We start from the raw sequence: 22,232 nt of genomic DNA on the forward strand, positions 1-22,232 counted from the left end.
ATCACGGGCTTTCGTTCACTACGCCAGCGGCTTCGTCCACAGCCGGCCGAACTCGGGTCGCGGCGTGTCGTCGCCGCAAAGCCGCAGGCAGTTCCAGGCGCTGGCCTGGTTGCTGGTGACGACCGGACGCCCGATCGCTTCCTCCATGCCTGGAACCGCGAGCGCGGCGCGCAGCGCGGTGCAGGAGACGAACAGCGCATCGGCCTGCGGATGCATGGCCTTGCGCGCCATCCCGACCAGGGACGCCGGCGTGATGCGGGCCATCTCGCGGTCGTCCTCGAAACCGAGGCAGGTGAAGCTCTGGATGTCGAAGCCATGCGCGGCGAAATAGGCGGCCATCGGCCGACTGGTCTCGACGGTATAGGGCGTGAGGATGCTGATGCGCTTCACCCCGAAGGCGTTCAGGCCGCGCATGCCGGCCATCGGCGGCGTGACCACCGGGACGCCGGGCTTGGCCGCCTGGATGGCAGCTTCGATCTCGGCATCGCCGATCACCACCGAGGCCGAGGTGCAGGAGTAGCATACGGCATCGAGCTGCTCGTCCGGCAGGATCAGCGCCGCGCCCGCCGAGAGCGAGGGCTGCATCTTGCGCAAATTCTCCGGCGTCGTCGGGTTGGCGTAGGGGATGCGCGCGACATAGACGCCGATCCGCTCGCTCGCCACCATGCGGCGGAAGTCCACCTCGCTGGTGTGGTCGGTGGCCAAGGCAATCAAGCCGACGCGCTTTTCCAGCGGACGCGCGTCCAGCGTGGGGCGCGCCGTTTCGAGGCTGATGTCGGGCAATGCTTTCATGACTTTCATCTTTCGATCCTGCCGTAGCGATGCTCCAGCCAGCGCAAGAGTACGACGGAGCAGAGGCTGATGACGAGGAAGAAGGCGCCGACCAGCGTCATCGGCTCGATGTAGCGGTAATAGGTGTTGGCGACGCTCTTGGCCTGGTTCATCAGCTCAAGCACGGTGATCGCCGACAGAAGCGGCGTCTCCTTGAACATGGCGATGAAATAATTGGCCAGGGCCGGGATCATCGGCGGGATCGCCTGCGGCAGGATGATATGCGTCCAGGTGTGGCGGCCGTTGAGATTGCAGGCCTTGGCCGCCTCCCATTGGCCGCGCGGCACATTGTCGATGCCGGCGCGATAGACCTCGGCCGTGTAGGTGCCGTAGTGCAGGCCAAGCCCGATGACGCCCGCCACCAGTGGCGGCAGCAGGATGCCGATATCGGGCAGCACGTAGAAGATGAAATAGAGCTGCACCAGCAATGGCGTGCCGCGGATGAACTCGGCGAACCAGCCGACGCTGCGCGCGACGATCCGGTTCTCCGAGCGCCGCGCCAGCGCGATGGCGAGGCCCACGATCGCCGCCAGGATCGAGCCGAGGATGGTCGCCAGGATGGTGATCTTCACGCCCTGGATCAGGGTCGGCATGATCTCCCAGACGAAGTTCCAATCCCAATCCATCAGACGCGCACTCCATCGAGGCCGCGCGCCATGCGGCGCTCCAGGGTGCGAACACCCCAGGAGATGATCAGCGCCAGCGCGAAATAGATGACCAGCACCGAGACGAAGGGCATCAGCGTGCTGCCGGTCTGCGAGCGCACCACCTGCGCCTGGAAAGTCAGGTCGGCGAGCGAGATCAACGAGACGACCGACGTCGCCTTGAGCAGCTCGATCGCGTTGTTGCCGAAGGTCGGCAGCATCACCAGCAGCGCCTGCGGCAGGATCACATGGCGCATGCCTTGCCAGCGGCCGAGATTGAGCGCGGTGCAGGCCTCATATTGCTCGCGCCCGACCGACAGGATGGCGCCACGCACGACTTCCGCCGCATAAGCGCCGACATTCAAGCCCAGCGCCAGCACGCCTGCCTGCAGCGGCGTCAGCGACAAGCCGGCGAAAGGCAGCACGAAATAGGCCCAGAACAGCTGCACGAAGATCGAGGTGCCGCGGAAGAACTCGATATAGGCGGTGGCGATCGCTCGCAGGATGAAGAATCGCGACACGCGCCCCATGCCGGCTAGGAAGGCCATGATCAGCGCAAGCACCGACCCCATCAGCGTCAACTCGACGGTGACAAGCGCTCCTTGCAATATCAGGCCGAGATAGCCGGACCACTGGGTCATAAAACTAGAAGTTTCCCAACATTGACATGCTTGGCCCCTCCCATCGACAGGGAGATGCCGGTTTACCCTCCGTAGCTGCAGCGCAGCTGCTGCGTAGGACGGGCAGGCAGATGAGGGGCGGAGCCAGCCTTACAGAACTTGGCACTGCCCCTCATCCGTTACTTGTCGGTGCATGTCGTTGTCCCAAAACCGTTGCGCACTTTTGGGCGACCTGCATCAGGTGACACCTTCTCCCCGTGAACGGGGAGAAGGCACAACTCGCAACTTACTTCGCCGAGCAGAGCTTCTCGCGCGTCGTCGACATAGCGGCCGCGGCCGAGAAGCCGTAGGGCTCGATGATCTTGGCGAACTCGCCGGACTTCTTCATCTTGGCGAGCTCGACGTCATAGGCATCGCGCAGCGCCTCGTCGCCCTTCTTGAAGGCAGCGCCGTCGCAATAGACCGGCGCGCCCTGCACCGGCGCGATCACTTCGAGGTTCGGGTCGTTGGCCTTCTTGATCAGGTCATTGATCGACAGCACCGGCAGCGAATAGGCGTCGATGCGGCCGTCCTGCACCATCTTCAGGCCGCTCTGGCCGTCCGGCACGACGATGACGCGGTCGCGCGGCACGCCGGCGTTGAGCGCGAGCTTCTCCTCGGTGCCGCCGCCGGGCGCGCCGACCGTCGCCGAGGTGTCCTTGGCGATGTCCGCATAGCTCTTGAAGTGCTTGGGATTGCCTTTCTTGACCAGCATCGCCTCGGCGTCGCACAGCACCGGTTCGGAGTAGGCAACCGCCGCGCAGCGTTCCGGCTTCATGAACAGACCGGCGGTGACGACGTCGAAGCGGCCCGCCTGCAGGCCGGGGATCATGGCGCCGTACTCCGAGATCGAGGCGACGACGTCGGCGACGCCGAGCTTCTTGAAGATCTCGCGGGCTACGTCCGGCGCCGCGCCCGAAACCTTGCCGTCGGCGGCCACAGCCGTATAGGGCGGCTCGTTGGCGATGGCGAGGCGGGCGAAGCCCTGCGCCTTCAACTGCTCGAGCTTGCTGTCGTCGGCCGAGCCGGCGCTCGTGGCGGCGAGCATGGCGGTCAGCGCAAGGCCGGCGACGCCAGCCAGAATGCCAAGTTTCTTCATCGTTCCCAACTCCTTGTTTCTATTCTTGGTTTGCTCGGTTAGCGGCAATTGCATCGCCTCGGGACAACTTTCGCCGCCCTTTGAGGACGATTTCATCGCCTCTTTGCATTGCGGTCAGACGCGATGTCCGGCCGCGATGATCTTCTTCAGGAAGCTCTGCGTTCTTTCCTGTTTGGGATGGCGGAAAATCTCATCGGGCTTGCCTTCCTCGACGATCCTGCCGCGGTCGAAGAACAGCACGCGGTCGGCGAAGTCGTGGGCGAAGCCCATCTCATGGGTGACCAGAAGCATCGTCATGTCGGTCTCGGCGGCGAGCTTGCGCATGACATTGAGCACTTCCTCGACGAGCTCGGGGTCGAGCGCCGAGGTGACCTCGTCGAACAGCATGATCTTGGGCGACAGCGCCAGTGCCCTTGCGATCGCCACGCGCTGCTTCTGGCCGCCGGAAAGCTGCGCCGGCATCGCCTTCGCCTTGTCCGCAAGTCCGACCATGTCGAGCAGTTCCATCGCCCGCTTCTCGGCGGCGGCGCGCGCGACGCCCTTGGTCAGCATCGGCGCCAAGGTCACATTGTCCATGACGCATTTGTGCGGGAAGAGATTGAAGAGCTGGAAGACCATGCCGATCTTCTGGCGCATCCTGGCCAGGTGCCGTTCGTCGGCCGGCAGCAACTGGCCGTTGCGCTCCATGTGGTAGAGCTGCTCGCCATCGACCTGGATATGGCCGCCGTCGATCTTCTCCAGCGTCATCAGGATGCGCAGGATCGTCGTCTTGCCGGAGCCGGACGGGCCGATCAGCGCCAGCTTCTCGCCAGGCATGACCTGCATCGACAGGCCGTCCAGCACCTTGAAGGCGCCGAAGCTCTTCGAAATCGCATCAACCTTGATGATGGGCGCGGGCAATCCTTTTCCCCGTTCTGGAGAAGCCTATGCCCTTAACGATGCGAAACGTGCCAAATCATGTCAATTGAGAAAATAATATCATGACAATATTTCCGGCGCGGCACAATTTCAGGGCAATCTGAGCTCCATTTGTGCATCAGATGGCGAGCAGGAGATGCTCCGGATCGCCGAGCAGCAACTTGGCGACAACGCTCAGGCCCGCGCGCAGTTCCCCCTCCGTGGTCGATCCGAGCGAGATACGGATCGCAGGATGCCAGGGCGTGTCGGCGATGCGGAACGAGGTGCCCGGCGCGATCGCCACCCCGCGCAGGCGCGCCTGCGCGACAAAGCTCTCCTCGGCCCGGTCGCCCGGCAGCTCGAGCCACAGATGCAGCCCGTCGCGATGACTGCGATAGCCGACACCCGTGAGCACTTCCGCGGCGATCTCATGCCGGCGTCTCAGCGCGCCGCGCTGCCAGTTGACCAGCTCAAAAGCCGTGCCGTCATTCACCCAGCGCGTCGCGATCTCCGCCACCATCGGTGTCGCCATCCAGTTCGACACGAGATGGCGGTTCGCGACGGCCGCGACGTAGCGGTCGGGCACGGCGAGATAGCCGATGCGCAGGCCCGGCACGACGATCTTGGTGAAGGAGGTGACGTAGAGCGTCCGCTCGGGCGCGAAGGCGGCGACCGCCGGCGGCCGGCCTTCGACAAGCGGCCCGAGCACGTCGTTCTCGATGATGGCGATGTCATGCTTGCGCGCCACCGCCGCGATCTGCTCGCGCCGGGTGGCGTCCATCAAGGTGGCCGTCGGGTTGATCACCGAGGGCTGGACGAAGACGGCGCGGATGTCGGACAGCCGGCAGGCCTCGTCGAGCGCTTCGGGGATCAGCCCGTTGCCGTCGATCGGCAGGCCTTCGAGGTTGAAGCCGAGATAGCGGGCGAGCGGGATGAGTGTGTGGTGGCCGATCGCCTCGGTTGCGACTGTCGAGCCCGGCGGCGCCACGCTCATCAGCGCCACCGTCATGCCGGCGGTGGCGCCGTTGGTCAGGCTGATATTCTGCGGCGACGCTTCGAGGCCGCAAAGCTTCAGCCATTCGACCGCGACCGCGCGGTGACGCGGGAAAACCATGTTCGGCCGGAACGACAGCGCCGAGCTCGACGGCAGGTTCTCGGCCAACCACCTCAGCGCCTGCTTCAATTTCTCCAGATGCATCGGCTCGCAGACCGGCTTCAGGATCGAGAGGTCGATGACCTCGCCCAGCCGTTCCGGAAGGTAGGGCGGCTCCGGCTCCCTGCGCTGCGTCTGCACGAAGCTGCCGCGTCCGACCTCGCCGGAGATCAGCCCGCGGCGGATCAATTCCTCATAGGCGCGGCTGACGGTCTGAACCGAAAGCTTCAGATCGTCCGCCAACTGGCGGTGCGTCGGCAGCCGCGCGCCATTGGCCAACCGCCCGTCATGGATGGCGCGCGCGAACTGGTCCGCCAGCGAGAGATAGGCCGGACGGCGGATGAGAGCAGGATCTGGCTGCCATAATGTCATGACTTATTAGAGATCGAAATCAGTCCAATTGACAATCGAAATAATGCATCGTCATGGTGTCTCCAACGAAAGGCGAATCCCGCATGGCGGCAGCGAAACTCGACCCGATCGACCTCAGGATCCTCGACGCCATCCAGCGCGACGGGCGCATCACCAAGCTGGCGCTGGCCGAGAAGGTCGGCCTGTCGCCGACGCCGTGCTGGATGCGGCTGCGCAAGCTGGAGAAGGCCGGTATCGTCTCCGGCTACCACGCCGCGATCGCCATGCGCGTTATCGCGCCGGTGGCGACAGTGCTGATGGAGGTGACCCTGGCCAACCACCGTCAGGCGGACTTCGACCGCTTCGAGCGTGTGGTGCGCGATGTTCCCGAGATCGTCGCCTGCTGGTCGGTGGGCGGCGGCGTCGACTATGTGCTGAAAGTGATGGCACGCGACATCGACGCCTATCAGCGGCTGGTCGACAGCCTGCTCGAACGCGAGATCGGCATCGACCGCTACTTCACCTATATCGTCACCAAGACGGTCAAGGACGAGACGGTGCTTCCGGTGGCCGATCTGCTGCCGTGAGCAAGCCTGAGGGAGAGAGATTATCTGCGGCATCCGGCCAATAGAGACAATCTCTCTCTGCGAGCTTGCCGAAACAGCCTCTTTGTCTCGATCGCGCGACTAGTCTCTCCATATCGCCTTGGCACCGGGAGACCCGACTGATGTCTGCGCATTTTGCCCGCACCAACCACCATGAAGCGCTCGACCGCCTCGCCGATCGCCGGCTGCTGCGCGCGCTCGCCTATGTCGATGGCCATTGGACGGCGAGCGAAGCGGCGGCAAGTTCTGAAGTCACCGATCCGGCGACCGGGGCCACCGTCGCCTTCGTGGCCGCGCTCGATGCTGCCCAGACGACGAAAGCGATCAACGCTGCGTCCCGTGCGTTTCACGCCTGGCGGGCGCTGTTGCCGCAGGAACGCTCGAAGATCTTGCGAAAATGGTTCGACCTGATCATCGCCGCCAAGGACGACCTGGCGCTGCTGATGACGCTGGAACAAGGCAAGCCGCTGAAGGAATCGCTTGGCGAGATCGACTACGCCGCCTCTTTCGTCGAGTGGTATGCCGAGGAGGCGAAACGCCTCAACGCCGAAAGCGTCACCAGCCATCTGCCGAATGCCGAGATGTCGGTGCGCCGAGAGCCGCTCGGCGTGGTCGGCGTCGTCACGCCCTGGAATTTTCCGTCGGCCATGCTCACCCGCAAGGCGGCCGCGGCCCTTGCCGCCGGCTGCACGGTGGTGGCGCATCCGTCCTCGGAGACGCCGCTGTCGGCGCTGGCGCTGGCCGAGCTCGGCGAGCGCGCCGGGCTGCCGGCAGGCGTCTTCAACGTCGTCACCGGCGATGCGCGCACCATCGTCGGCGCGATGTGTGCCGATGCGCGCGTGCGCGCCATGAGCTTCACCGGCTCGACCGAAGTCGGCCGGCTGATCGCCGCGCAGAGCGCGCCGACGATGAAACGGCTGGTGATGGAGCTCGGCGGCCACGCGCCGCTGATCGTCTTCGACGACGCCGATATCGACAAGGCCGCCACGATCGCGCTCGATGCCAAATTCGCCACCTCCGGCCAGGATTGCCTGGCCGCCAACCGCATCTATGTGCAGCGGCCTATCTATGATCGCTTCTGCGCCGCCTTCGCGCGCCGCATCGAGCAGCTTCGCACCGGCAACGGTCTATCCGCTGACGCCGATATCGGGCCGCTGATGCATGAGCGCGCAGTCAAGAAGGTCGAGGAGCAAGTCGCCGATGCGCTCGCTCACGGCGCGCGCTGCCTCGTGGGCGGCAAGCGTCACGCGGCCGGCCCGCTGTTCTATCAGCCGACGCTGCTCGTCGACGTGCCGGACGAAGCGCTGATCATGCATGAGGAAACCTTCGGCCCTGTCGCCGCCGTGACGCCGTTCGACGACGAGGCGGAAGTCGTCGTACGGGCCAACGCCACCGAATATGGCCTGGTCGCTTATGTCGTGACCGAGAACGGCGCCCGGCAGGCGCGCTTGGGCCGCGCCCTGGAGTACGGCATGGTCGCGATCAACCGCGTCAAGATCACCGGCGCGCCGATCCCCTTCGGCGGCGTGAAGCAGTCCGGCATCGGCCGCGAAGGCTCGCGCCACGGGCTCGAAGCTTTTACCGATCTGAAATACGTTTGCCTGGACGTCGCCTGAGCGCGCGCCGGCAGGATCCGAACAAGGAGAAAAAAGATGCTCGAACAATCCAACGAACTCTCGGCCTGGGATCGCGACCATTTCTTCCATCCCTCGACGCATATGGGCACGCACGCGCGGGGTGAGTCGCCGGCGCGCATCATGGCCGGCGGCGAAGGCGTCACCATCTGGGACAACACCGGCAAGAAGAGCATCGATGCCTTCGCCGGCCTCTATTGCGTCAATGTCGGTTATGGCCGCCAGAAGATCGCCGATGCCATCGCCGCGCAGGCGAAGAACCTTGCCTACTACCACGCCTATGTCGGGCACGGCACGGAGGCCTCGATCACGCTTGCCAAGATGATCATCGACCGCGCGCCGAAGGGCATGAGCCGAGTCTATTTCGGCCTCTCCGGCTCCGATGCCAACGAGACCAACATCAAGCTGATCTGGTACTACAACAACGTCCTTGGCCGGCCGGAAAAGAAGAAGATCATCTCGCGCTGGCGCGGCTATCACGGCTCGGGCGTGATGACCGGATCGCTGACCGGTCTGGAACTCTTCCACAACGCTTTCGACCTGCCGCGCGCGCCGATCATGCACACCGAGGCGCCCTATTATTTCCGCCGCGCCGACCGCTCTATGAGCGAGGAGCAATTCTCGCAATATTGCGCCGACAAGCTGGAAGAGATGATCCTCGCCGAAGGCCCGGACACGGTCGCGGCCTTCATCGGCGAGCCGATCCTCGGCACTGGCGGCATCGTGCCGCCGCCGGCCGGCTACTGGCAGAAGATCCAGGCCGTGCTGGACAAATATGACGTGCTGCTCGTCGCCGACGAAGTGGTGACCGGCTTCGGCCGTCTTGGCACCATGTTCGGTTCCGACCACTACGGAATGAAGCCGGACCTGATCACCATCGCCAAGGGCCTGACCTCGGCCTATGCGCCGCTCTCCGGCGTCATCGTCTCCGACAAGGTCTGGCAGGTGCTGGTCAAGGGCTCCGACAAGCTTGGCTCGCTCGGCCATGGCTGGACCTATTCGGCGCACCCGATCTGCGTTGCCGCGGGCGTTGCCAATCTGGAGCTGATCGACGAGATGGACTTGGTGCGGAACGCCGGCGAGACCGGTGCCTATTTCCGCGCCGAGCTTGCCAAGGCCGTCGGCGGCCACAAGCATGTCGGTGAGGTGCGCGGCGACGGCATGCTTGCCGCGGTCGAGTTCGTGAAGGACCGCGACGACCGCGTCTTCTTCGACCCCGCATTGAAGGTCGGACCGCAGATCGCCACGGCCCTGGCCGCGAGCGGCGTCATCGGCCGCGCCATGCCGCAGGGCGACATTCTCGGCTTCGCGCCGCCGCTCTGCCTGACGCGCGAGGAGGCCGACATCATCGTCGCCAAGACCGCCGACGCCGTGAACGGCGTGTTTGCCAGCATCTGAGCAATTCCAGGAAAAGTGCCGAAGCGGTTTTCCGTCCGGAATTGCGTTGGAAACAAAGACAGAAGCGACATGAATGCCATGACCAGAACTGTTCCCGCCACCATGGCCGCCGTGCAGCTTACCGGGCATGGCGGCCTGGAGAAGCTCGTCTACCGCACCGATGTCAAAGTGCCCGCGCCGGCGGCCGGCGAGGTGCTGGTCAAGGTCAGCGCCTGCGGCATGAACAACACCGATGTCTGGGTGCGCCAGGGCGCCTATGGCACGGAGGAGGATGCGGCTGCCGTCTCGAGCTGGCGCCGGCAAGGCAACACGCTCACCTTCCCGCGCGTCCAGGGCACCGACACGGTGGGCACCATCGTCGCTGTCGGCGACGGCGTGCCAGCGAACCGCATCGGCGAGCGCGTCATGGTCGACTTCTCCATCTACAACCGTGACGACGATTCGCTGGCCGACATCGACTATATGGGCCATGGCCGCGATGGCGGCTACGCCGAATACCAGGCGCTCCCGGCCGAGAACGCGCATGTCGTCGACACCGACCTCAGCGATGTCCAGCTCGCCACCTTCTGCTGCGCCTATCTCACCGGCGAGCAGATGTTGGAACGCGCGGCGCTGAAGGCCGGCGAGCGTGTGCTGGTCACCGGCGCGTCCGGCGGCGTCGGCTCGGGCATCGTGCAACTGGCAAGGGCGCGCGGCGCCATCCCTTATGCGGTCGTCGGCAAGGGCAAGGAACAGGCCGTGCTCGACATCGGCGCCGAGAAGGTGATCACGCGCGGCGTGGCCGACCTGCTCACCGCCGTCAACGAAGCGACCGGCGGTCTGCCCATCGACGTGGTCGCCGATCTCGTCGGTGGCGCCATCTTCAACGACCTGTTGCGCATCCTGCGGCCCGAAGGCCGCTACACCACCGCCGGAGCGATCGCCGGGCCGGTTGTGCAGCTCGATCTGCGCACCATGTATCTGAAGCAGCTGCAGCTCAACGGCTCGAGCCAGGGCACGCGGGCCGACTTCCGCCGCATCGTCCGCTACATCGAGGAAGGAAAGATCAGGCCGCTGGTCGGCGGGATCTATAAGCTTTCCGATTTCCACCGCGCCCAGACGGACTTCATGGGCAAGGACTTCGTCGGCAAGCTGGTGGTGGTGCCGGACGCGATGTGGAGCGGCGCCTGACCCAGAAAAGCGCGCCCGGCGCGGTCAGCCATTGACCGCGCTGCCCTCGACCCGGCCGTAACTTTCAGCGGCGGGCGCGTCCCTCAGGCTGATCAGTTCAGCCACGTCGACGACCTTCAACTGACTTGCCACGCCGAGCGCATCGCGGATGCGGTTTTCGCTGGGGCGTTCCATGACGCCATCGGCGCCCTGCCAGACGCGGCCGTCGCCGGCGGCTCGTGCAGGCTCACAGCGTCTCTTCGGCGATCTCGCCGCCTCAGGCTCCCGGTACCTGCGGGTCGCAACCGTTGCTATGCCCAATCGAGAAAATCGTAATAGCAGCTATTACGACTCAGGTGATTGACCTTCGCGGCGATGCGTCCGCTAATCCGCGGCGTTGGGAGGGTTGGGCAGCCGGTTGTCGCCGGGCGCTTTGTATTTTTCAATATAAATTGTGGTACAGGCTATAAATTATACAATTTTTACTTTATTCTGAAACAAACCAGAAGAAACGTCAAGAGAAAGATAAAATGGCTATAACAAGCATCTTGGGCCCAAAAATATCTAGCGCGAGCTTCATTCGCAAAGGCGGTCAGGAAAGCGTACAGTACGATTCCAAGGCCACCCAGATCTACCTCACCGACGGCTCGCTCGGCCACGTGCCGGCGCGCGGTCGCAAATACCGGCCGACACCCGGCCTTTGATCCATCCCAAGCAGACCAGAAAGGAATAACCCGATGGGTAAGGACATGTTCGACAAGGGCTTCGAAATCCGCAAGGCGGTGCTCGGAGCCGAGTTCGTGGAGAAATCCTTCGCCAGCGCCGATGATTTCAACAGGCCGATGCAGGAACTGGTGACCGAATATTGCTGGGGCGCCGTATGGGGCCGCGAGACGCTCGACCGCAAGACGCGCAGCATGCTGAACCTCGCTATGCTGGCTTCCCTCAACCGGCCGCACGAATTGAAGATGCACGTCAAGGGCGCGATCCGCAACGGCGTCACCAAGGACGAGATCCGCGAGGTGCTGCTGCAGGTCGCGATCTATGCCGGCGTGCCGGCCGGCGTCGACGCCTTCCGCAACGCCCGCGAGGCCCTGCAGGAAATCGGCGCATGATCCAGCGTCCGCCGCTCGCCGAGGACAAGCTTGCCATGCTGATCGGCGGCCGCTGGGCCGCTGCGGCGTCGGGTGAATATTTCGAGTCCTACGATCCCTTCACCGGCAAAGCCTGGGCGCTTGTTCCGCGCGCGGGCGTAGCCGATGTCGATGCGGCCGTTGAGGCCGCGTCACAGGCCTTCCGGGGGGAATGGCGGTCGATGACGGCGAGCGCGCGCGGCCAGCTCATGGCGCGCTTTGCCGACCTCGTCGCCGAGAAGGCGGAAAACCTCGCCGTCCTCGAGACGCGGGACAACGGCAAGCTGATCAACGAAATGCGGATGCAATGCAAATACATCCCGCAATGGTTCCGATTCTTCGGCGGACTGGCCGACAAGATCGAGGGGCGCGTCATCCCGATCGATAAGCCCGGCGTCTTCAACTACACCAAGCTCGAGCCTCTGGGCGTCGTGACGGCGATCACGCCTTGGAACTCGCCGCTGATGCTGGCGACCTGGAAGCTGGCGCCGGCGCTGGCCGCCGGCAACACCGTCGTATGGAAACCCTCGGAATTCTCGTCGGTCTCGGCGCTTTTCTTCGGAAGGCTGTTCGAGAAGGCGGGCTTCCCGAAAGGCGTCGTCAACATCGTCACCGGCTTCGGCCATGAGATCGGCGACCGCATGGTCACGCATCCGGGCGTGGCGAAAGTCGCCTTCACCGGCGGCGACGCTACCGGCCGGCGCGTCTACCAGGCCGCGGCTGGCGGCCTGAAGAAGGTGACGCTGGAGCTTGGCGGCAAATCGGCGAACATCGTTTTCGCCGACGCCAAGCTGGAGGCCGCGATCCCCGGGCTGGTTTCGGGTATCTTCGCGGCGACCGGCCAGACCTGCATCGCCGGGTCGCGCGCGCTGGTGCAGCGCTCCGTCTATGATCAGGTGGTCGAGAAGCTGGTCGCCTTCGCGAAAACCGCCAGGATCGGCGACCCGCTCGACCCGGACACGCAGGTCGGGCCGATCACGACGCTGCCACAACGCAAGAAGGTCCTCGATTATATCGGCATCGCCCGGGACGAAGGCGCTTTGCAGCTGCTCGGCGGCAAGGTGCCCGAGGACAAGGCGATCGCCGATGGCTGGTTCGTCGAGCCGACCATCTTCGGCAATGTCAGCCAGTCGATGCGCATCGCCCAGGAAGAGGTGTTCGGCCCGGTGCTGTCGATCATTCCGTTCGAGGACGAGGACGAAGCCGTCGCCATCGCCAATGACAGCATCTACGGCCTCGCCGCCGGCTTGTGGACGCAGGACATAGGCCGTGGCATCCGGCTGCCGGACCGGCTGGAAGCGGGCATCGTCTGGGTCAACATGTACCGCGCGACGAGCTACCTCTCGCCCTTTGGCGGCTACAAGCAGTCGGGCTTCGGCCGGGAAAACGGCCGCACCGCCATCTACGAATATCTCCAGGAAAAGAGCGTGTGGATCGACGCCGGAAACTCCATTCCGGCCCCGTTCGTCCAGCGCTGACCATCGAGAGTTCGGGAGGGAACCTGACCATTCATTTCGACGCCGTGCCGCAGCTCGATCTGAAGGTCGCGGCGTTCGTCGGCGGCAAGCCCATGTCTGGAAACCTGCCGCACTACAGTCGCTGAGGGCGGCGGAAAGCGACGGTCCGCGGCTATGCGCCTGGCCGGGCCAGCGCCATGATCGAACCGACGTCGCTCGCGTCGCGCAGCGCCCACAGCCTCTCGGCCAGAGCGCCGGCATTGATAGCCGGGCAACCATAGTGGGCGAGGGCGGCGAATTTCTCGCTCAGCGCGGCATCCGTCATCGGCCGCGCCGGACTGCCGGTCGCGGCCTGCTCGCTCATCTCGAAACGCGACCCGTCGCTGCAGTGGACCGAGACATAGGCTGCTTCCACCGGAATGGCTTCGTCCGTCTCGATCGGACGCACCTTGGCGCGCAATGCCTTCACGTCGGGATCGCTCACCGCCGCATCGCTGAAATCGGCCGCACCGGACGTGCCGCGCAACAGGGCGACGGCGACGGCATGCTGCGCGCTGACCTGCGCCTCTCTGCCTGTGGTGACGTCCGGCCTGTCGGCCCGCGCCTTGAGCAGCGGGCAGCCGCGCACCGTGATGTCGCTGACCAGGTCAGCGGAGAAATCAGGCTTTCGGCGCAGCTTGAGGCAGGCGTCGATGACGGGATTGAGCACCACGCCGCAAGGATATGGCTTGAACATGTTGCGCAGGTTTTCCCAGTCGCTGCCCAGCCCACGCTCGATCAGCTCCGGCTGCGGCGCGTCGCACAACACCTTGAGGAACCCGCGCGGGCCTTCGAGCGGCATCGGCGGCCCTTCGACCCCGCCCTGCGCCATCAGCGCCGCGAGCAGGCCGCCGCGCGCGGCGGTGCCGACGCCGACGCTCTTGGCCATGAAACCCAGGGTTTCGACGAGGCCCGACGCCTGGGCGGACGCATTGCCGAAGGCCCAGAGGATTTCCTCCTGGCTGAGATCGAGCAGCTTCGCCGCTGCTGCGGTGGCGCCGAAGATCCCGCAGGTCGAGGTGATGTGCCAGCCGCGATTGTAGTGACCCGGCGAGATCGCGTTGCCGATCCGGCATGTCACCTCGACGCCGAGAACGAAGGCATGCAGGAGCGCGGTCCCGCTGACCGGCTGGGCCTCGGCTAGGGCAAGGACGACGGGCGCCACGGGCGCGGTCGGGTGGATGATCGTGCCTTGATGGGTGTCGTCGAAATCGAACACGTTCATCGACGCCGCGTTGAGGAAAGCCGCGGTCGGCGCATCCCGCCGCGTATCATGACCGATCACGGTCGCTGCTTCCCCGGCGGAGAAGGGCGCAAGGCTCGCCGCAAGGCGCAGGATCGCCTGGTCGGATGAACCGCCAAGCGCGGTGCCGAAGCCGTTGTAGAGGGCGCGCAGCGCATGCTCGCGCACCGGCTCCGGCACGTCTCGCCATTGCGAATTGCGCACGAACGCCGCGAGCCGGCGCGACAGGCCGGGAGCAATTGCCTGAGGGGAAGGGGTGCTCATCGGATGCGTCAGGCCTGGGCCTTCTTGCCGGCAACCGTCACGCCGGCCCAGCCTTCGATCGGCTTGATGATCTCGGTGAGGTCCGCATCCGCGCCGAGGTCGCTCTTTGCCACGGTCAGCAATTGCCGCACAGCGCCGCCGACGATCATCGGCACGCCCAGCGCGTCGCTCTCCTCGAGGCAAAGGCGGATGTCCTTGGCCGACAGGCCGATGGCGAAGCCGAAATCGAAACCACGGGTAAGGACGAATTTCGGGATCTTCGTCAGCGTCGCGTTGGAGCTGCCGCTGCCCGAATTGATGACCTCGAGCATGACGTCCGGATCGAGCCCGGCCTTGGTGCCGAGGACAAGCGCTTCGGACGCGATCGACAAAGCCGTCACCGACATCAGGTTGTTGATCACCTTGATCATCTGGCCCATGCCGGGCTCCTGGCCGACATGGACCGGCTTGCCGAGCGTTTCGAGGACGGGGCGGATCGTTTCCATCGTCGCGTCGTCGCAGGCGGCCATCATCGCCAGCGTGCCTTTTTCAGCACCACCCACGCCGCCGCTCACCGGGCAGTCGGCCAGCGCGATGCCGGCGGCCTTGAGGCCTTTCGCGACGAGGCGTTCCGTCCGCGGCCCCGTGGTGGAGAGGTCGATGACGATGCGCGCGCCCTTGACGGAAGCAAGCCCGTCGGGACCGAGGCAAACGGCCTGCACGATTTCCGGCGTCGGCAACGAAAGCAGCACCACGTCGCAGCTCGCCGCCAATTCGGCAGGGGTAGCGGCCTTGCCTGCGCCCTGGGCGGCCAATGCCTCGACCGCGGCGGTGTTGGTGTCATAGACGCTGACGCCGTAGCCGGCCGCCATCAGGCGCTTCGCCATCGGCGTTCCCATCCTGCCGGCGCCAGCCAGGCCGAGCTTGAGATTGTTCATTGTCGTCTCCATGCGATTGTGACGAACGCCCCGGGGTCTTCGATCATCGAGGGGCGTCGATCATGAGGCGCTCACGGCGCTCCGGGGATCGGGTCGAGATCGAGGCGCACGATGTCGTCCACGCCCGCCAGCGCGGCGGGATAGCGGGCGAGCACCAGCGGATCGTGGCCCGGGATGATGTGGTTCGGCGTGCTGGCAAGCTTCTTCATGGTGGCGTAGCCGTCCAGCATGTCGGTCGCGCTCTCCAGAACCGGGAAGGGCCGGTTCTGCTCGAAATTGGCATAGAAATGCGATGCGTCGGAGCCGAGCACCACCCAACCGCGTTGCGTCTTCACCCGGATCACCTGCAGGCCCTTCGAGTGGCCGCCGACACGATGCACAGTGAGGTTGGGCGCAACCTCCGAGACGCCGTCATGGAAAGTCACGCGCCCAGCATAAAGCTTGCCGATCATGCTGGCCACGTCCTCATAGTCGAACGGATGCCTGAGATAATTGTGGCACATGCAGCGTCCCGTGCAGTAGGCCATCTCAACGTCCTGGACGTGGTAGCGGGCCTTGGGGAACAGCTCGTGATTGCCGGCATGGTCGAAATGCATGTGCGAGATGATGACATCCACGACCTTGTCCGGGTCGATGCCGATCATCTTCAGCCCCTCGCCGACGGGGCGCAGCAGGTTGCGCTGGCGCCGGTCCGCGACTTTCGCGTCGAAGCCGGTATCGAACACGAAAGTGCGCGACTTGCCGAGGATCGCCCAGACGAAATAGTCGAGCGGCATCGGACCGTCATGCGGGTCGCCGCCGATGAAATTCGCAGCCGCATTGCGGTCATGGTGGCCGTAACGGATGGCATAGACTTCGTAGAGGTCGTCCATTGGTGGCTCCGTCCAGAGCAATTCCAGTGCGTCGCGGTTCCGTCCGGAATTGCGTAAAACAAATGTTGGCATCACCCTCGCACGGGCGATGCCGGTCTGCTTCGGCGCCGGCTCAACTTGCCAGCCAGCCCGCTTCGACCGGCAGCACGGATCCGGTCATGTCGCGAGCGATCGGGCCGCACAGGAAGACGAGCAGGTCCGAAATGCTCCCGGCGGAGACGAAGTTGCCGCCCGGTTGCTTGCCTTCGAGGAAGAGCCGCTCGGCCGCCGTCCGGTCGATCCCGCGCTCCGCCATCAGCCTCTCCACCCGTTCCTCCGTGCCCGGCGTCAGCACCGACCCCGGGCAGAGGCTGTGACAGGTCACGTCGCGGTCCAGGTTCTCCAGCGCCACGGCGCGGGTCAAGCCGAGGATAGCAGACTTTGTCGTCACATAGCCGACGCGATCGGTCGTCCCGCGCATGCCGTAGACCGAGGTGATGTTGAAGATCCGGCCGAAATTCCGGCTGCGCATATCGGGAAGCAGAAGCCGAATGGCGTGGAATGCGGCGGAGAGGTTGACCGCCAGCGCAAGGTCCCATTGCTCAGCCGGAAAATCCATGACCGGCGCGAAGTGCCGGACGACGGCATTGTTGACGAGGATGTCGATCGGGCCAAGCACCGACATCGCAGTGCCGATCAGCCCTTCGACCCCCGACCGCGTCGAGAGATCGGCCTTGTGGTAGGCAACGCGGGCGCCCGTCTTGCGGGCAAGCTCATCGCGTTGCGCCTCGATCTGCCCGGCGTCTTCAAGGCCGTGCAGCATGATGCTGCACCCGGACTCGGCAAGCCTTGCCGCCATTGCCTGCCCGAGACCGGCGGTGGAGCCCGTGACTAAGGCGGTGCATTCGTTGAGCGGCTTCGCCCGGGTGGAGGGCGCGGCCCCCTCGGCTTCATTCGACAAGCTCAAATCCTGTTCCGCCACTTTGTGAGCATTGCCAAGACCCCTCATTCCTACCGACAGCCCGCCAGGCACGCGACTGCCATGCATGTCTCGACTTTATATTGGTACCGGTAACAAATTGCAATCGCCGAAAAGCGGAAAGCGGTGTCGTGCACCGTTTCCAAGGACAGGTCAGGTGCTCTCGCGCTGGATGACTTCGAACTTGAGGTCGACGATGCTGCCGCGCAGGTGGTCGGCGCCGTCGATGATGCGGCTCAAAAGGATTCGCGCCGTCCGCTCGCCGATGTCGTAGCGCGGCAGCCGCAAGGTGGTGATGGAAGGGCTGACATGCCGCAACAGGTCGACATCGTCGAAGCTGGCGAGCGCGATGCGGCCGGGCACCGACCAGTTGCGGCGCTGGCACTCGAACAGCGCGCCGGCGGCCAGAACTTCGCCAGCGCAGAAAAGCGCGTCGACCTCCGGCACGCTCTGCATCACGCGCGCGACGACTTCGGCGCCGGCGGCAAGCCCGCGTCCCGTCTCCAGGACCATGCGCGGGTCGGGATCGTGTCCCAGTTGCTTGAGCGCCGCCAGGTATCCCTTGAGGCGGTCCTGCGAGCGGTCATTGTGCACGGAATAGAGACTGGCGAAGGCGATCTTGCGATAACCAAGCCTGCCGAGATGCATGGTCATTGCGTAAGAAGCATCGCGATTTGAATAACTTACGACCATGTCGAGCGGTTCTTTGGGGATGTTTCCGTTCTCGACCACCGGAATGCCCGACTTGCGGATCTTCTCGACCGCCTGGGGCGTATGCTCCGTGCTGTGCAGGACAAGCCCGCCGACCCGATGGCTGAGAAAGACGGTGATGAGCTCCTCTTCCTCATTGGGATCATATCCCGATTCCGCGATCATCAGCTGGAAGCCGGAGCGCTTCAGCACCTCCGACAGGCCCTTGACCGTCTGCGTGTAGATCGAATTGTCGATGCTGGGCACGATGAGCCCGATGGTCGTCGAGCGGTTCGAGGACAGGCTTCCCGCCAGGTGGTTCGGCAGGTAGCCGATCTCGCGAACCGCCTTCAGGACCCTCTCGCGCATCTCCTCGGACACTTTGCCCGGCTCGTTCAGGACCCGCGACACGGTCATGGTGGAGACGCCGGCGCGAACCGCGACGTCGCGCATCCTGGCGCTTCCGTTGCGCTTGTTTGAGTCCTCGGATGATCGCTTGGGCATGTTTGTTATCGCTCGGTCCGGCCGGCCCGCATCAAACCACTACCTTGTCGAACAAACAAGCAGCCGGCACCGGTTGGAGCAATTCTGTTGTTACCGATATCAAAATCGGGTAATGCCCAGGAGGAGGACGCCGCGATGCCGGCGTGGAGGATTTGCGATGGGCGTGTATTCCTGCGTCGGCGTGACGGAGCAGTCGCTGCTGCGCTATGCCGATTCCGCGCGTTCGGCACAGCAATTGATCAGCCAGACCCTGACCCAGCTCTCGGGCTATGCGCTGCTCCTGCTGACGTCGCGCCGCCAGACGGGGCTGGCCGAAGGCGCCTTGGCGGGCGCGAGGCAGGCTGTCATGCAGGCGGCCGAAGCCGTTCGCGCCTTGCAGGCGCCGGAGCCTGCCGCGCATCACTATCATCATATGCGCGGTGCCGCCGAGACGCTCATGGAAGCCTGTGCCGCGGCGACGGCCTGCCGCGGGGCGCAGGACAGATCGGACAAGCGGTTCGACACGCTGACGCGCGCGCTGCGCGCGACGAGCGATCATCTGCGGGCGACGGCCCGCCTGTTGCCCGGCTTCGAGCTGATCGATTTCGGCCAGGCCTGCTGTGCGGCCCACGCGCCGCGCCTGCCCGGGCAAGGCATCTGAATCTGTCAAGGGAGGATTGAATGGCACACTACTCGATCTGGGTGCTCGAATACGCGGCGGTGGAGAAATTCCCCTTCAGCGTCATGATGTACGGGCCGCAGCACCAGGGCACCCGCAAGCTTCCCTATGCCTATGCGCTTCTGAAGGGCGGCGGCGAGACCATCCTGATCGATACCGGCTATGACCATGTCGCCTATGGCGAGCAGCTGGCGACCGCCTATGGCGTTTCGAACTATCACGGCCCGCGGGCGGTTCTTGCCGAATGCGGCGTGAAGCCTGAGGACGTGACCAGCGTCTTCATCACCCATGCCCATTTCGACCATATGGGCGCCATGCACCTGTTTCCCAACGCCAAGTTCTACGTCCAGAAGAGCGAGCTGGACAAATGGGTCTGGGCGCTCACGCTCGGGCCGGAATACCGCTTCCTGGTGGGCGGCGGCGATCCGGCCGATATCGTGCGCGCGGTCGAGGCGGCGAAGGAAGGCCGCATGATCTGCATCGAGGGCGACCAGGAAAACGTGCTGCCGGGGATCGACGTCCATCTCGCCGCCGACACCCACACCTATGGCAGCATGTATGTGACCGTGCGCAACGACGGCACCAGCGGCGGAGAGGATCGCTGGATCTTTGCCGGCGACCTCATCTACACCTATGACAATTTGACCGGGCTGGATCCGGCCGCGCCGCAGATCGTACCCATCGGCCTTGCCGTCGGCAGCCAGCACAATCTGATCTTCTCCAGCGCCGAGATGCTGAAATCGGTCGGCGGCGAGGTGCGGCGGGTGATCCCGGTGCATGAGGACCGGTTGCGCACGACATTCCCGTCGCGGCTGACGGACAGGGGCCTTCAGGTGGTGGAGATCGCCCTCGCCAAGGGCGAGAAGAGCTGCGTAGCCTGAACGGGAAGAGCAAGGCTGGGGTTTGAACCCCAGCCTCGGAGCATCAGAGCTTGTCGGCGCCCGCAACGAAGCCGCCGCCGTCGATCACCATGGCCTGTCCGGTGATGAAGGACGCGGCGTCGGACGACAGGAAAAGCACCAGTTGCGCGATTTCGGACGGGTCGCTGATCCGGCCCATCGGGATCATCGGCAGCACCGTGTCCTTGGCGCCCTGCTCGCTGCCGAACATGCCGCGCAGCAGCGGCGTCATGACCGAGCCGGGCGCGATGGCGTTGACGCGGATGTTCTTGCGCGCGACTTCCAGCGCCACCGAGTTGGTGAGGCCGATCACGCCCCATTTGCTGGCGCAATAGACCGCGGTGGTGGCGAAGCCCATGACGCCGAACAGCGAGGAGGTGTTGACGATCGCGCCGCCGCCATTGGCGATCATATGCGGGATCTGGTGCCTCAGGCCATTGAAGATGCCGCGCAGATTGACGTCCATCAGCAGGTCGTAATCTTCGTCCTCGAGCTCGTGCACCGGCGCGGTCTTGCCCGGGACGCCTGCATTGTTGAAGGCGATGTCGATGCGCCCGAAGCGCTCGAAGGCATGCTTGTGCAGGGCCGCCATCGCCTTGCTGTCGCGAACGTCGACTTCCTCGAACTCGATCTCGACGCCAAGCGGCTTGACCTCGCTCTTGAGGCTTTCTCCGGAGTCCGCGCCGATGCCGGAAACATAGAGATTGGCTCCGGCCTTGGCGAAGGCCAGCGCCGTTGCCCGCCCGATGCCGGTCGTCCCGCCGATCAGGATGACGTTCTTGCCGGAAAAGTCATAGGTCACTTTCATGTCTGCTCCCATCTCGTTCGAGCTGTTACGCGCTCGCGGCGCTTTCCATTTCGGTTGCCTCAGCCATAGCTTTAGCTTGATACCGATAACAAGAGAAATCAGCTTAACAACCCGATCTTGCCCGTTTCAAATCACATATGACGCCGCAAAGGCGAATTTTGCGAGGCAGGCGATGTAGGCTATTGCCGGCCTGCTAAAACTCTCATATGGTACCGGTACCAAGATAAAGCGACAGACACCTCCGTCTCATGTTGGCTCACGGAGCCGCGACGGAGCCGTGCATGCAAGCGGCCGATAGGGGGTGCCCGACGGATACGGCAAGCCGGTGTCCGGGCGCCCCTGATCGGAGCCCGAGGAGAGGGAACGGTCGGCCCGCCATGGGCCGGCACCAACGGGAGAGGAGGATTTCCCAGATGAAAAGGCTTTTGCTTGCCTTACTGACCGCCGGAACGATGATCGTTTCAACCGCCGTGCAGGCGCAGGACCACAAGACGCTCGGCATCGTCGCGCTGCTGGCCAACGACGCGCTCAACATCGCGGTCATCGGCGGGGCGACGGACGCCGCCAAGGCCGCCGGCTGGGACGTCAAGGTCACCGACACCCAGGCCAGCGCAGATCAGGCCAATGCGGCGATGAATAACTTCGCTGCCCAGCATGTCGACGCCATCTTCGTGCTGGCCTTCGCCAGCAGCTCGATCGGCTCCGGCCTGGCGGCCGCGCGCGACGCGCATATCCCCGTCGGCACCTGGGGTGGTGAGATTGTCCCCGGCATCGTGGCGACGACCAGCGGCCGGCAGGTCGGCGACGATTCGGTGAAGTACCTGCTGGAGAAGGCCGGCGAGAAGGCCAATGTGCTCGCCATGACCTTCCATCCCGGCAAGCTTTGCATCGACCGCGGCGTGGCCTTCGACGAAGGCGTCAAGGGCAAGTCGGGCGTCAAGGTGGACTACAGCGAAGTGGTCGCGCCGGGGCAGGTCCAGTTCGGCAACGCCACGGCCGCGGCCTGGCTGACCGCGCATCCGGCCGGCGGCGATGCCCCGCTCGCCATCTGGTCGTGCTGGGACGAGCCGATGCAGGGTGCCGTAGCGGCGCTGCGCCAGGCCGGCCGCACCGACGTGACCACCGTGTCGATCAACGGCAGCGCCCAGGCCCTGCAACTGGTCAAGGAAGGCGACATGACGGCCACCGTCTGGCAGCCCGCCTATCAGGAGGGCAAGGAAGTGTTCCAGGCCATTCTCGACTCCATGAAGGCCGGCGATTCCTGGCAGCCGAAGACCATCGAGATCCCCGGCGTGGTGGTGACGAAAGACAATGTCGACAAGTTCATGGCCGAACATCCCAATGGCATGTGAAACCTGCCGGTCGGGCCG

The 22,232-nt window shown here is 64.7% G+C and carries 22 protein-coding genes; 9 read left to right on the top strand and 13 right to left on the bottom strand.

The window, feature by feature from the left end:
- Window positions 1-18: 18 nt before the first annotated feature.
- From eutA to ehuR, 6 genes are all read right to left on the bottom strand, one after another.
- Window positions 19-792, bottom strand: coding sequence for an ectoine utilization protein EutA (gene eutA / locus RFM41_RS22275; protein ID WP_320251380.1), 774 nt, complete (start codon window positions 790-792; stop codon window positions 19-21).
- A gap of 5 nt (window positions 793-797) precedes the next feature.
- Complete coding sequence (ehuD, locus tag RFM41_RS22280; protein WP_140748861.1) at window positions 798-1,457, bottom strand: ectoine/hydroxyectoine ABC transporter permease subunit EhuD; 660 nt, start codon at window positions 1,455-1,457, stop codon at window positions 798-800.
- Window positions 1,457-2,116 (bottom strand): ectoine/hydroxyectoine ABC transporter permease subunit EhuC, encoded by a 660-nt coding sequence (gene ehuC / locus RFM41_RS22285; RefSeq protein WP_127237544.1) that lies wholly within the window; start codon window positions 2,114-2,116, stop codon window positions 1,457-1,459. The genes ehuD and ehuC overlap by 1 nt, the downstream gene beginning before the upstream one ends.
- Before the next feature lie 265 nt (window positions 2,117-2,381).
- A complete protein-coding gene (gene ehuB, locus RFM41_RS22290) occupies window positions 2,382-3,233 on the bottom strand; it encodes an ectoine/hydroxyectoine ABC transporter substrate-binding protein EhuB (RefSeq protein ID WP_320251316.1) in 852 nt (283 codons plus the stop codon).
- Between the two features lie 114 nt (window positions 3,234-3,347).
- Window positions 3,348-4,133, bottom strand: a complete 786-nt coding sequence (gene ehuA, locus RFM41_RS22295; RefSeq protein WP_140844064.1) for an ectoine/hydroxyectoine ABC transporter ATP-binding protein EhuA — start codon at window positions 4,131-4,133, stop codon at window positions 3,348-3,350.
- A 136-nt stretch (window positions 4,134-4,269) separates the two neighbouring features.
- Window positions 4,270-5,655: a MocR-like ectoine utilization transcription factor EhuR gene (gene ehuR, locus RFM41_RS22300; protein WP_320251313.1), complete on the bottom strand. Its 1,386-nt coding sequence runs from the start codon at window positions 5,653-5,655 to the stop codon at window positions 4,270-4,272.
- A gap of 83 nt (window positions 5,656-5,738) precedes the next feature.
- Between ehuR and RFM41_RS22305 the strand changes: the two genes are divergently transcribed.
- From RFM41_RS22305 to RFM41_RS22320, 4 genes are all read left to right on the top strand, one after another.
- Window positions 5,739-6,221: an Lrp/AsnC family transcriptional regulator gene (locus RFM41_RS22305; protein ID WP_320251312.1), complete on the top strand. Its 483-nt coding sequence runs from the start codon at window positions 5,739-5,741 to the stop codon at window positions 6,219-6,221.
- A gap of 140 nt (window positions 6,222-6,361) precedes the next feature.
- Window positions 6,362-7,855 (top strand): NAD-dependent succinate-semialdehyde dehydrogenase, encoded by a 1,494-nt coding sequence (locus RFM41_RS22310; protein WP_320251310.1) that lies wholly within the window; start codon window positions 6,362-6,364, stop codon window positions 7,853-7,855.
- A 36-nt stretch (window positions 7,856-7,891) separates the two neighbouring features.
- Window positions 7,892-9,271, top strand: coding sequence for an aspartate aminotransferase family protein (locus RFM41_RS22315; RefSeq protein WP_320251309.1), 1,380 nt, complete (start codon window positions 7,892-7,894; stop codon window positions 9,269-9,271).
- A gap of 69 nt (window positions 9,272-9,340) precedes the next feature.
- Window positions 9,341-10,441 carry an alcohol dehydrogenase family protein gene (locus RFM41_RS22320; RefSeq protein ID WP_320251307.1) on the top strand — a complete coding sequence of 367 codons (1,101 nt, stop codon included), beginning with the start codon at window positions 9,341-9,343 and terminating at the stop codon, window positions 10,439-10,441.
- A 24-nt stretch (window positions 10,442-10,465) separates the two neighbouring features.
- Here the strand turns inward: RFM41_RS22320 and RFM41_RS22325 are convergent, their stop codons facing one another.
- Window positions 10,466-10,615, bottom strand: coding sequence for a hypothetical protein (locus tag RFM41_RS22325; RefSeq protein WP_320251306.1), 150 nt, complete (start codon window positions 10,613-10,615; stop codon window positions 10,466-10,468).
- A 542-nt stretch (window positions 10,616-11,157) separates the two neighbouring features.
- Here RFM41_RS22325 and RFM41_RS22330 point away from each other — a divergent pair.
- Together RFM41_RS22330 and RFM41_RS22335 are read left to right on the top strand one after the other, a co-directional pair.
- Window positions 11,158-11,535 carry a carboxymuconolactone decarboxylase family protein gene (locus tag RFM41_RS22330; RefSeq protein WP_040985791.1) on the top strand — a complete coding sequence of 126 codons (378 nt, stop codon included), beginning with the start codon at window positions 11,158-11,160 and terminating at the stop codon, window positions 11,533-11,535.
- Window positions 11,532-13,031: an aldehyde dehydrogenase gene (locus RFM41_RS22335; RefSeq protein WP_320251301.1), complete on the top strand. Its 1,500-nt coding sequence runs from the start codon at window positions 11,532-11,534 to the stop codon at window positions 13,029-13,031. The genes RFM41_RS22330 and RFM41_RS22335 overlap by 4 nt, the downstream gene beginning before the upstream one ends.
- A 151-nt stretch (window positions 13,032-13,182) precedes the next feature.
- Here RFM41_RS22335 and RFM41_RS22340 read toward each other — a convergent pair whose 3' ends face one another.
- The 5 genes from RFM41_RS22340 to RFM41_RS22360 form a co-directional block, all read right to left on the bottom strand.
- Window positions 13,183-14,556 carry an MmgE/PrpD family protein gene (locus RFM41_RS22340; protein ID WP_320251299.1) on the bottom strand — a complete coding sequence of 458 codons (1,374 nt, stop codon included), beginning with the start codon at window positions 14,554-14,556 and terminating at the stop codon, window positions 13,183-13,185.
- 8 nt (window positions 14,557-14,564) lie between these two features.
- Complete coding sequence (locus RFM41_RS22345; RefSeq protein ID WP_320251297.1) at window positions 14,565-15,485, bottom strand: NAD(P)-dependent oxidoreductase; 921 nt, start codon at window positions 15,483-15,485, stop codon at window positions 14,565-14,567.
- 59 nt (window positions 15,486-15,544) lie between these two features.
- The gene (locus RFM41_RS22350) at window positions 15,545-16,345 is read right to left on the bottom strand and encodes an N-acyl homoserine lactonase family protein (protein ID WP_320251295.1); all 801 of its coding nucleotides are present in this window, start codon (window positions 16,343-16,345) and stop codon (window positions 15,545-15,547) included.
- Window positions 16,346-16,457: 112 nt separating this feature from the next.
- Window positions 16,458-17,285, bottom strand: coding sequence for an SDR family NAD(P)-dependent oxidoreductase (locus RFM41_RS22355; RefSeq protein WP_320251293.1), 828 nt, complete (start codon window positions 17,283-17,285; stop codon window positions 16,458-16,460).
- A gap of 171 nt (window positions 17,286-17,456) precedes the next feature.
- Window positions 17,457-18,446 carry a LacI family DNA-binding transcriptional regulator gene (locus RFM41_RS22360; RefSeq protein ID WP_320251291.1) on the bottom strand — a complete coding sequence of 330 codons (990 nt, stop codon included), beginning with the start codon at window positions 18,444-18,446 and terminating at the stop codon, window positions 17,457-17,459.
- A 208-nt stretch (window positions 18,447-18,654) separates the two neighbouring features.
- On the opposite strand from RFM41_RS22360, the gene RFM41_RS22365 reads away from it, so the two are divergent.
- Window positions 18,655-19,137 (top strand): hypothetical protein, encoded by a 483-nt coding sequence (locus RFM41_RS22365; RefSeq protein ID WP_320251289.1) that lies wholly within the window; start codon window positions 18,655-18,657, stop codon window positions 19,135-19,137.
- 20 nt (window positions 19,138-19,157) lie between these two features.
- Window positions 19,158-20,036: an N-acyl homoserine lactonase family protein gene (locus RFM41_RS22370; protein WP_320251287.1), complete on the top strand. Its 879-nt coding sequence runs from the start codon at window positions 19,158-19,160 to the stop codon at window positions 20,034-20,036.
- Window positions 20,037-20,079: 43 nt separating this feature from the next.
- Here the strand turns inward: RFM41_RS22370 and RFM41_RS22375 are convergent, their stop codons facing one another.
- A complete protein-coding gene (locus RFM41_RS22375; RefSeq protein WP_320251285.1) occupies window positions 20,080-20,862 on the bottom strand; it encodes an SDR family NAD(P)-dependent oxidoreductase in 783 nt (260 codons plus the stop codon).
- A gap of 413 nt (window positions 20,863-21,275) precedes the next feature.
- Here RFM41_RS22375 and RFM41_RS22380 point away from each other — a divergent pair, with 413 nt between their 5' ends.
- Window positions 21,276-22,214 carry a sugar ABC transporter substrate-binding protein gene (locus tag RFM41_RS22380; RefSeq protein ID WP_320251283.1) on the top strand — a complete coding sequence of 313 codons (939 nt, stop codon included), beginning with the start codon at window positions 21,276-21,278 and terminating at the stop codon, window positions 22,212-22,214.
- Window positions 22,215-22,232 lie beyond the last annotated feature (18 nt).

The organism is Mesorhizobium vachelliae (genome assembly GCF_033977325.1).
Lineage (GTDB): Bacteria > Pseudomonadota > Alphaproteobacteria > Rhizobiales > Rhizobiaceae > Mesorhizobium > Mesorhizobium vachelliae.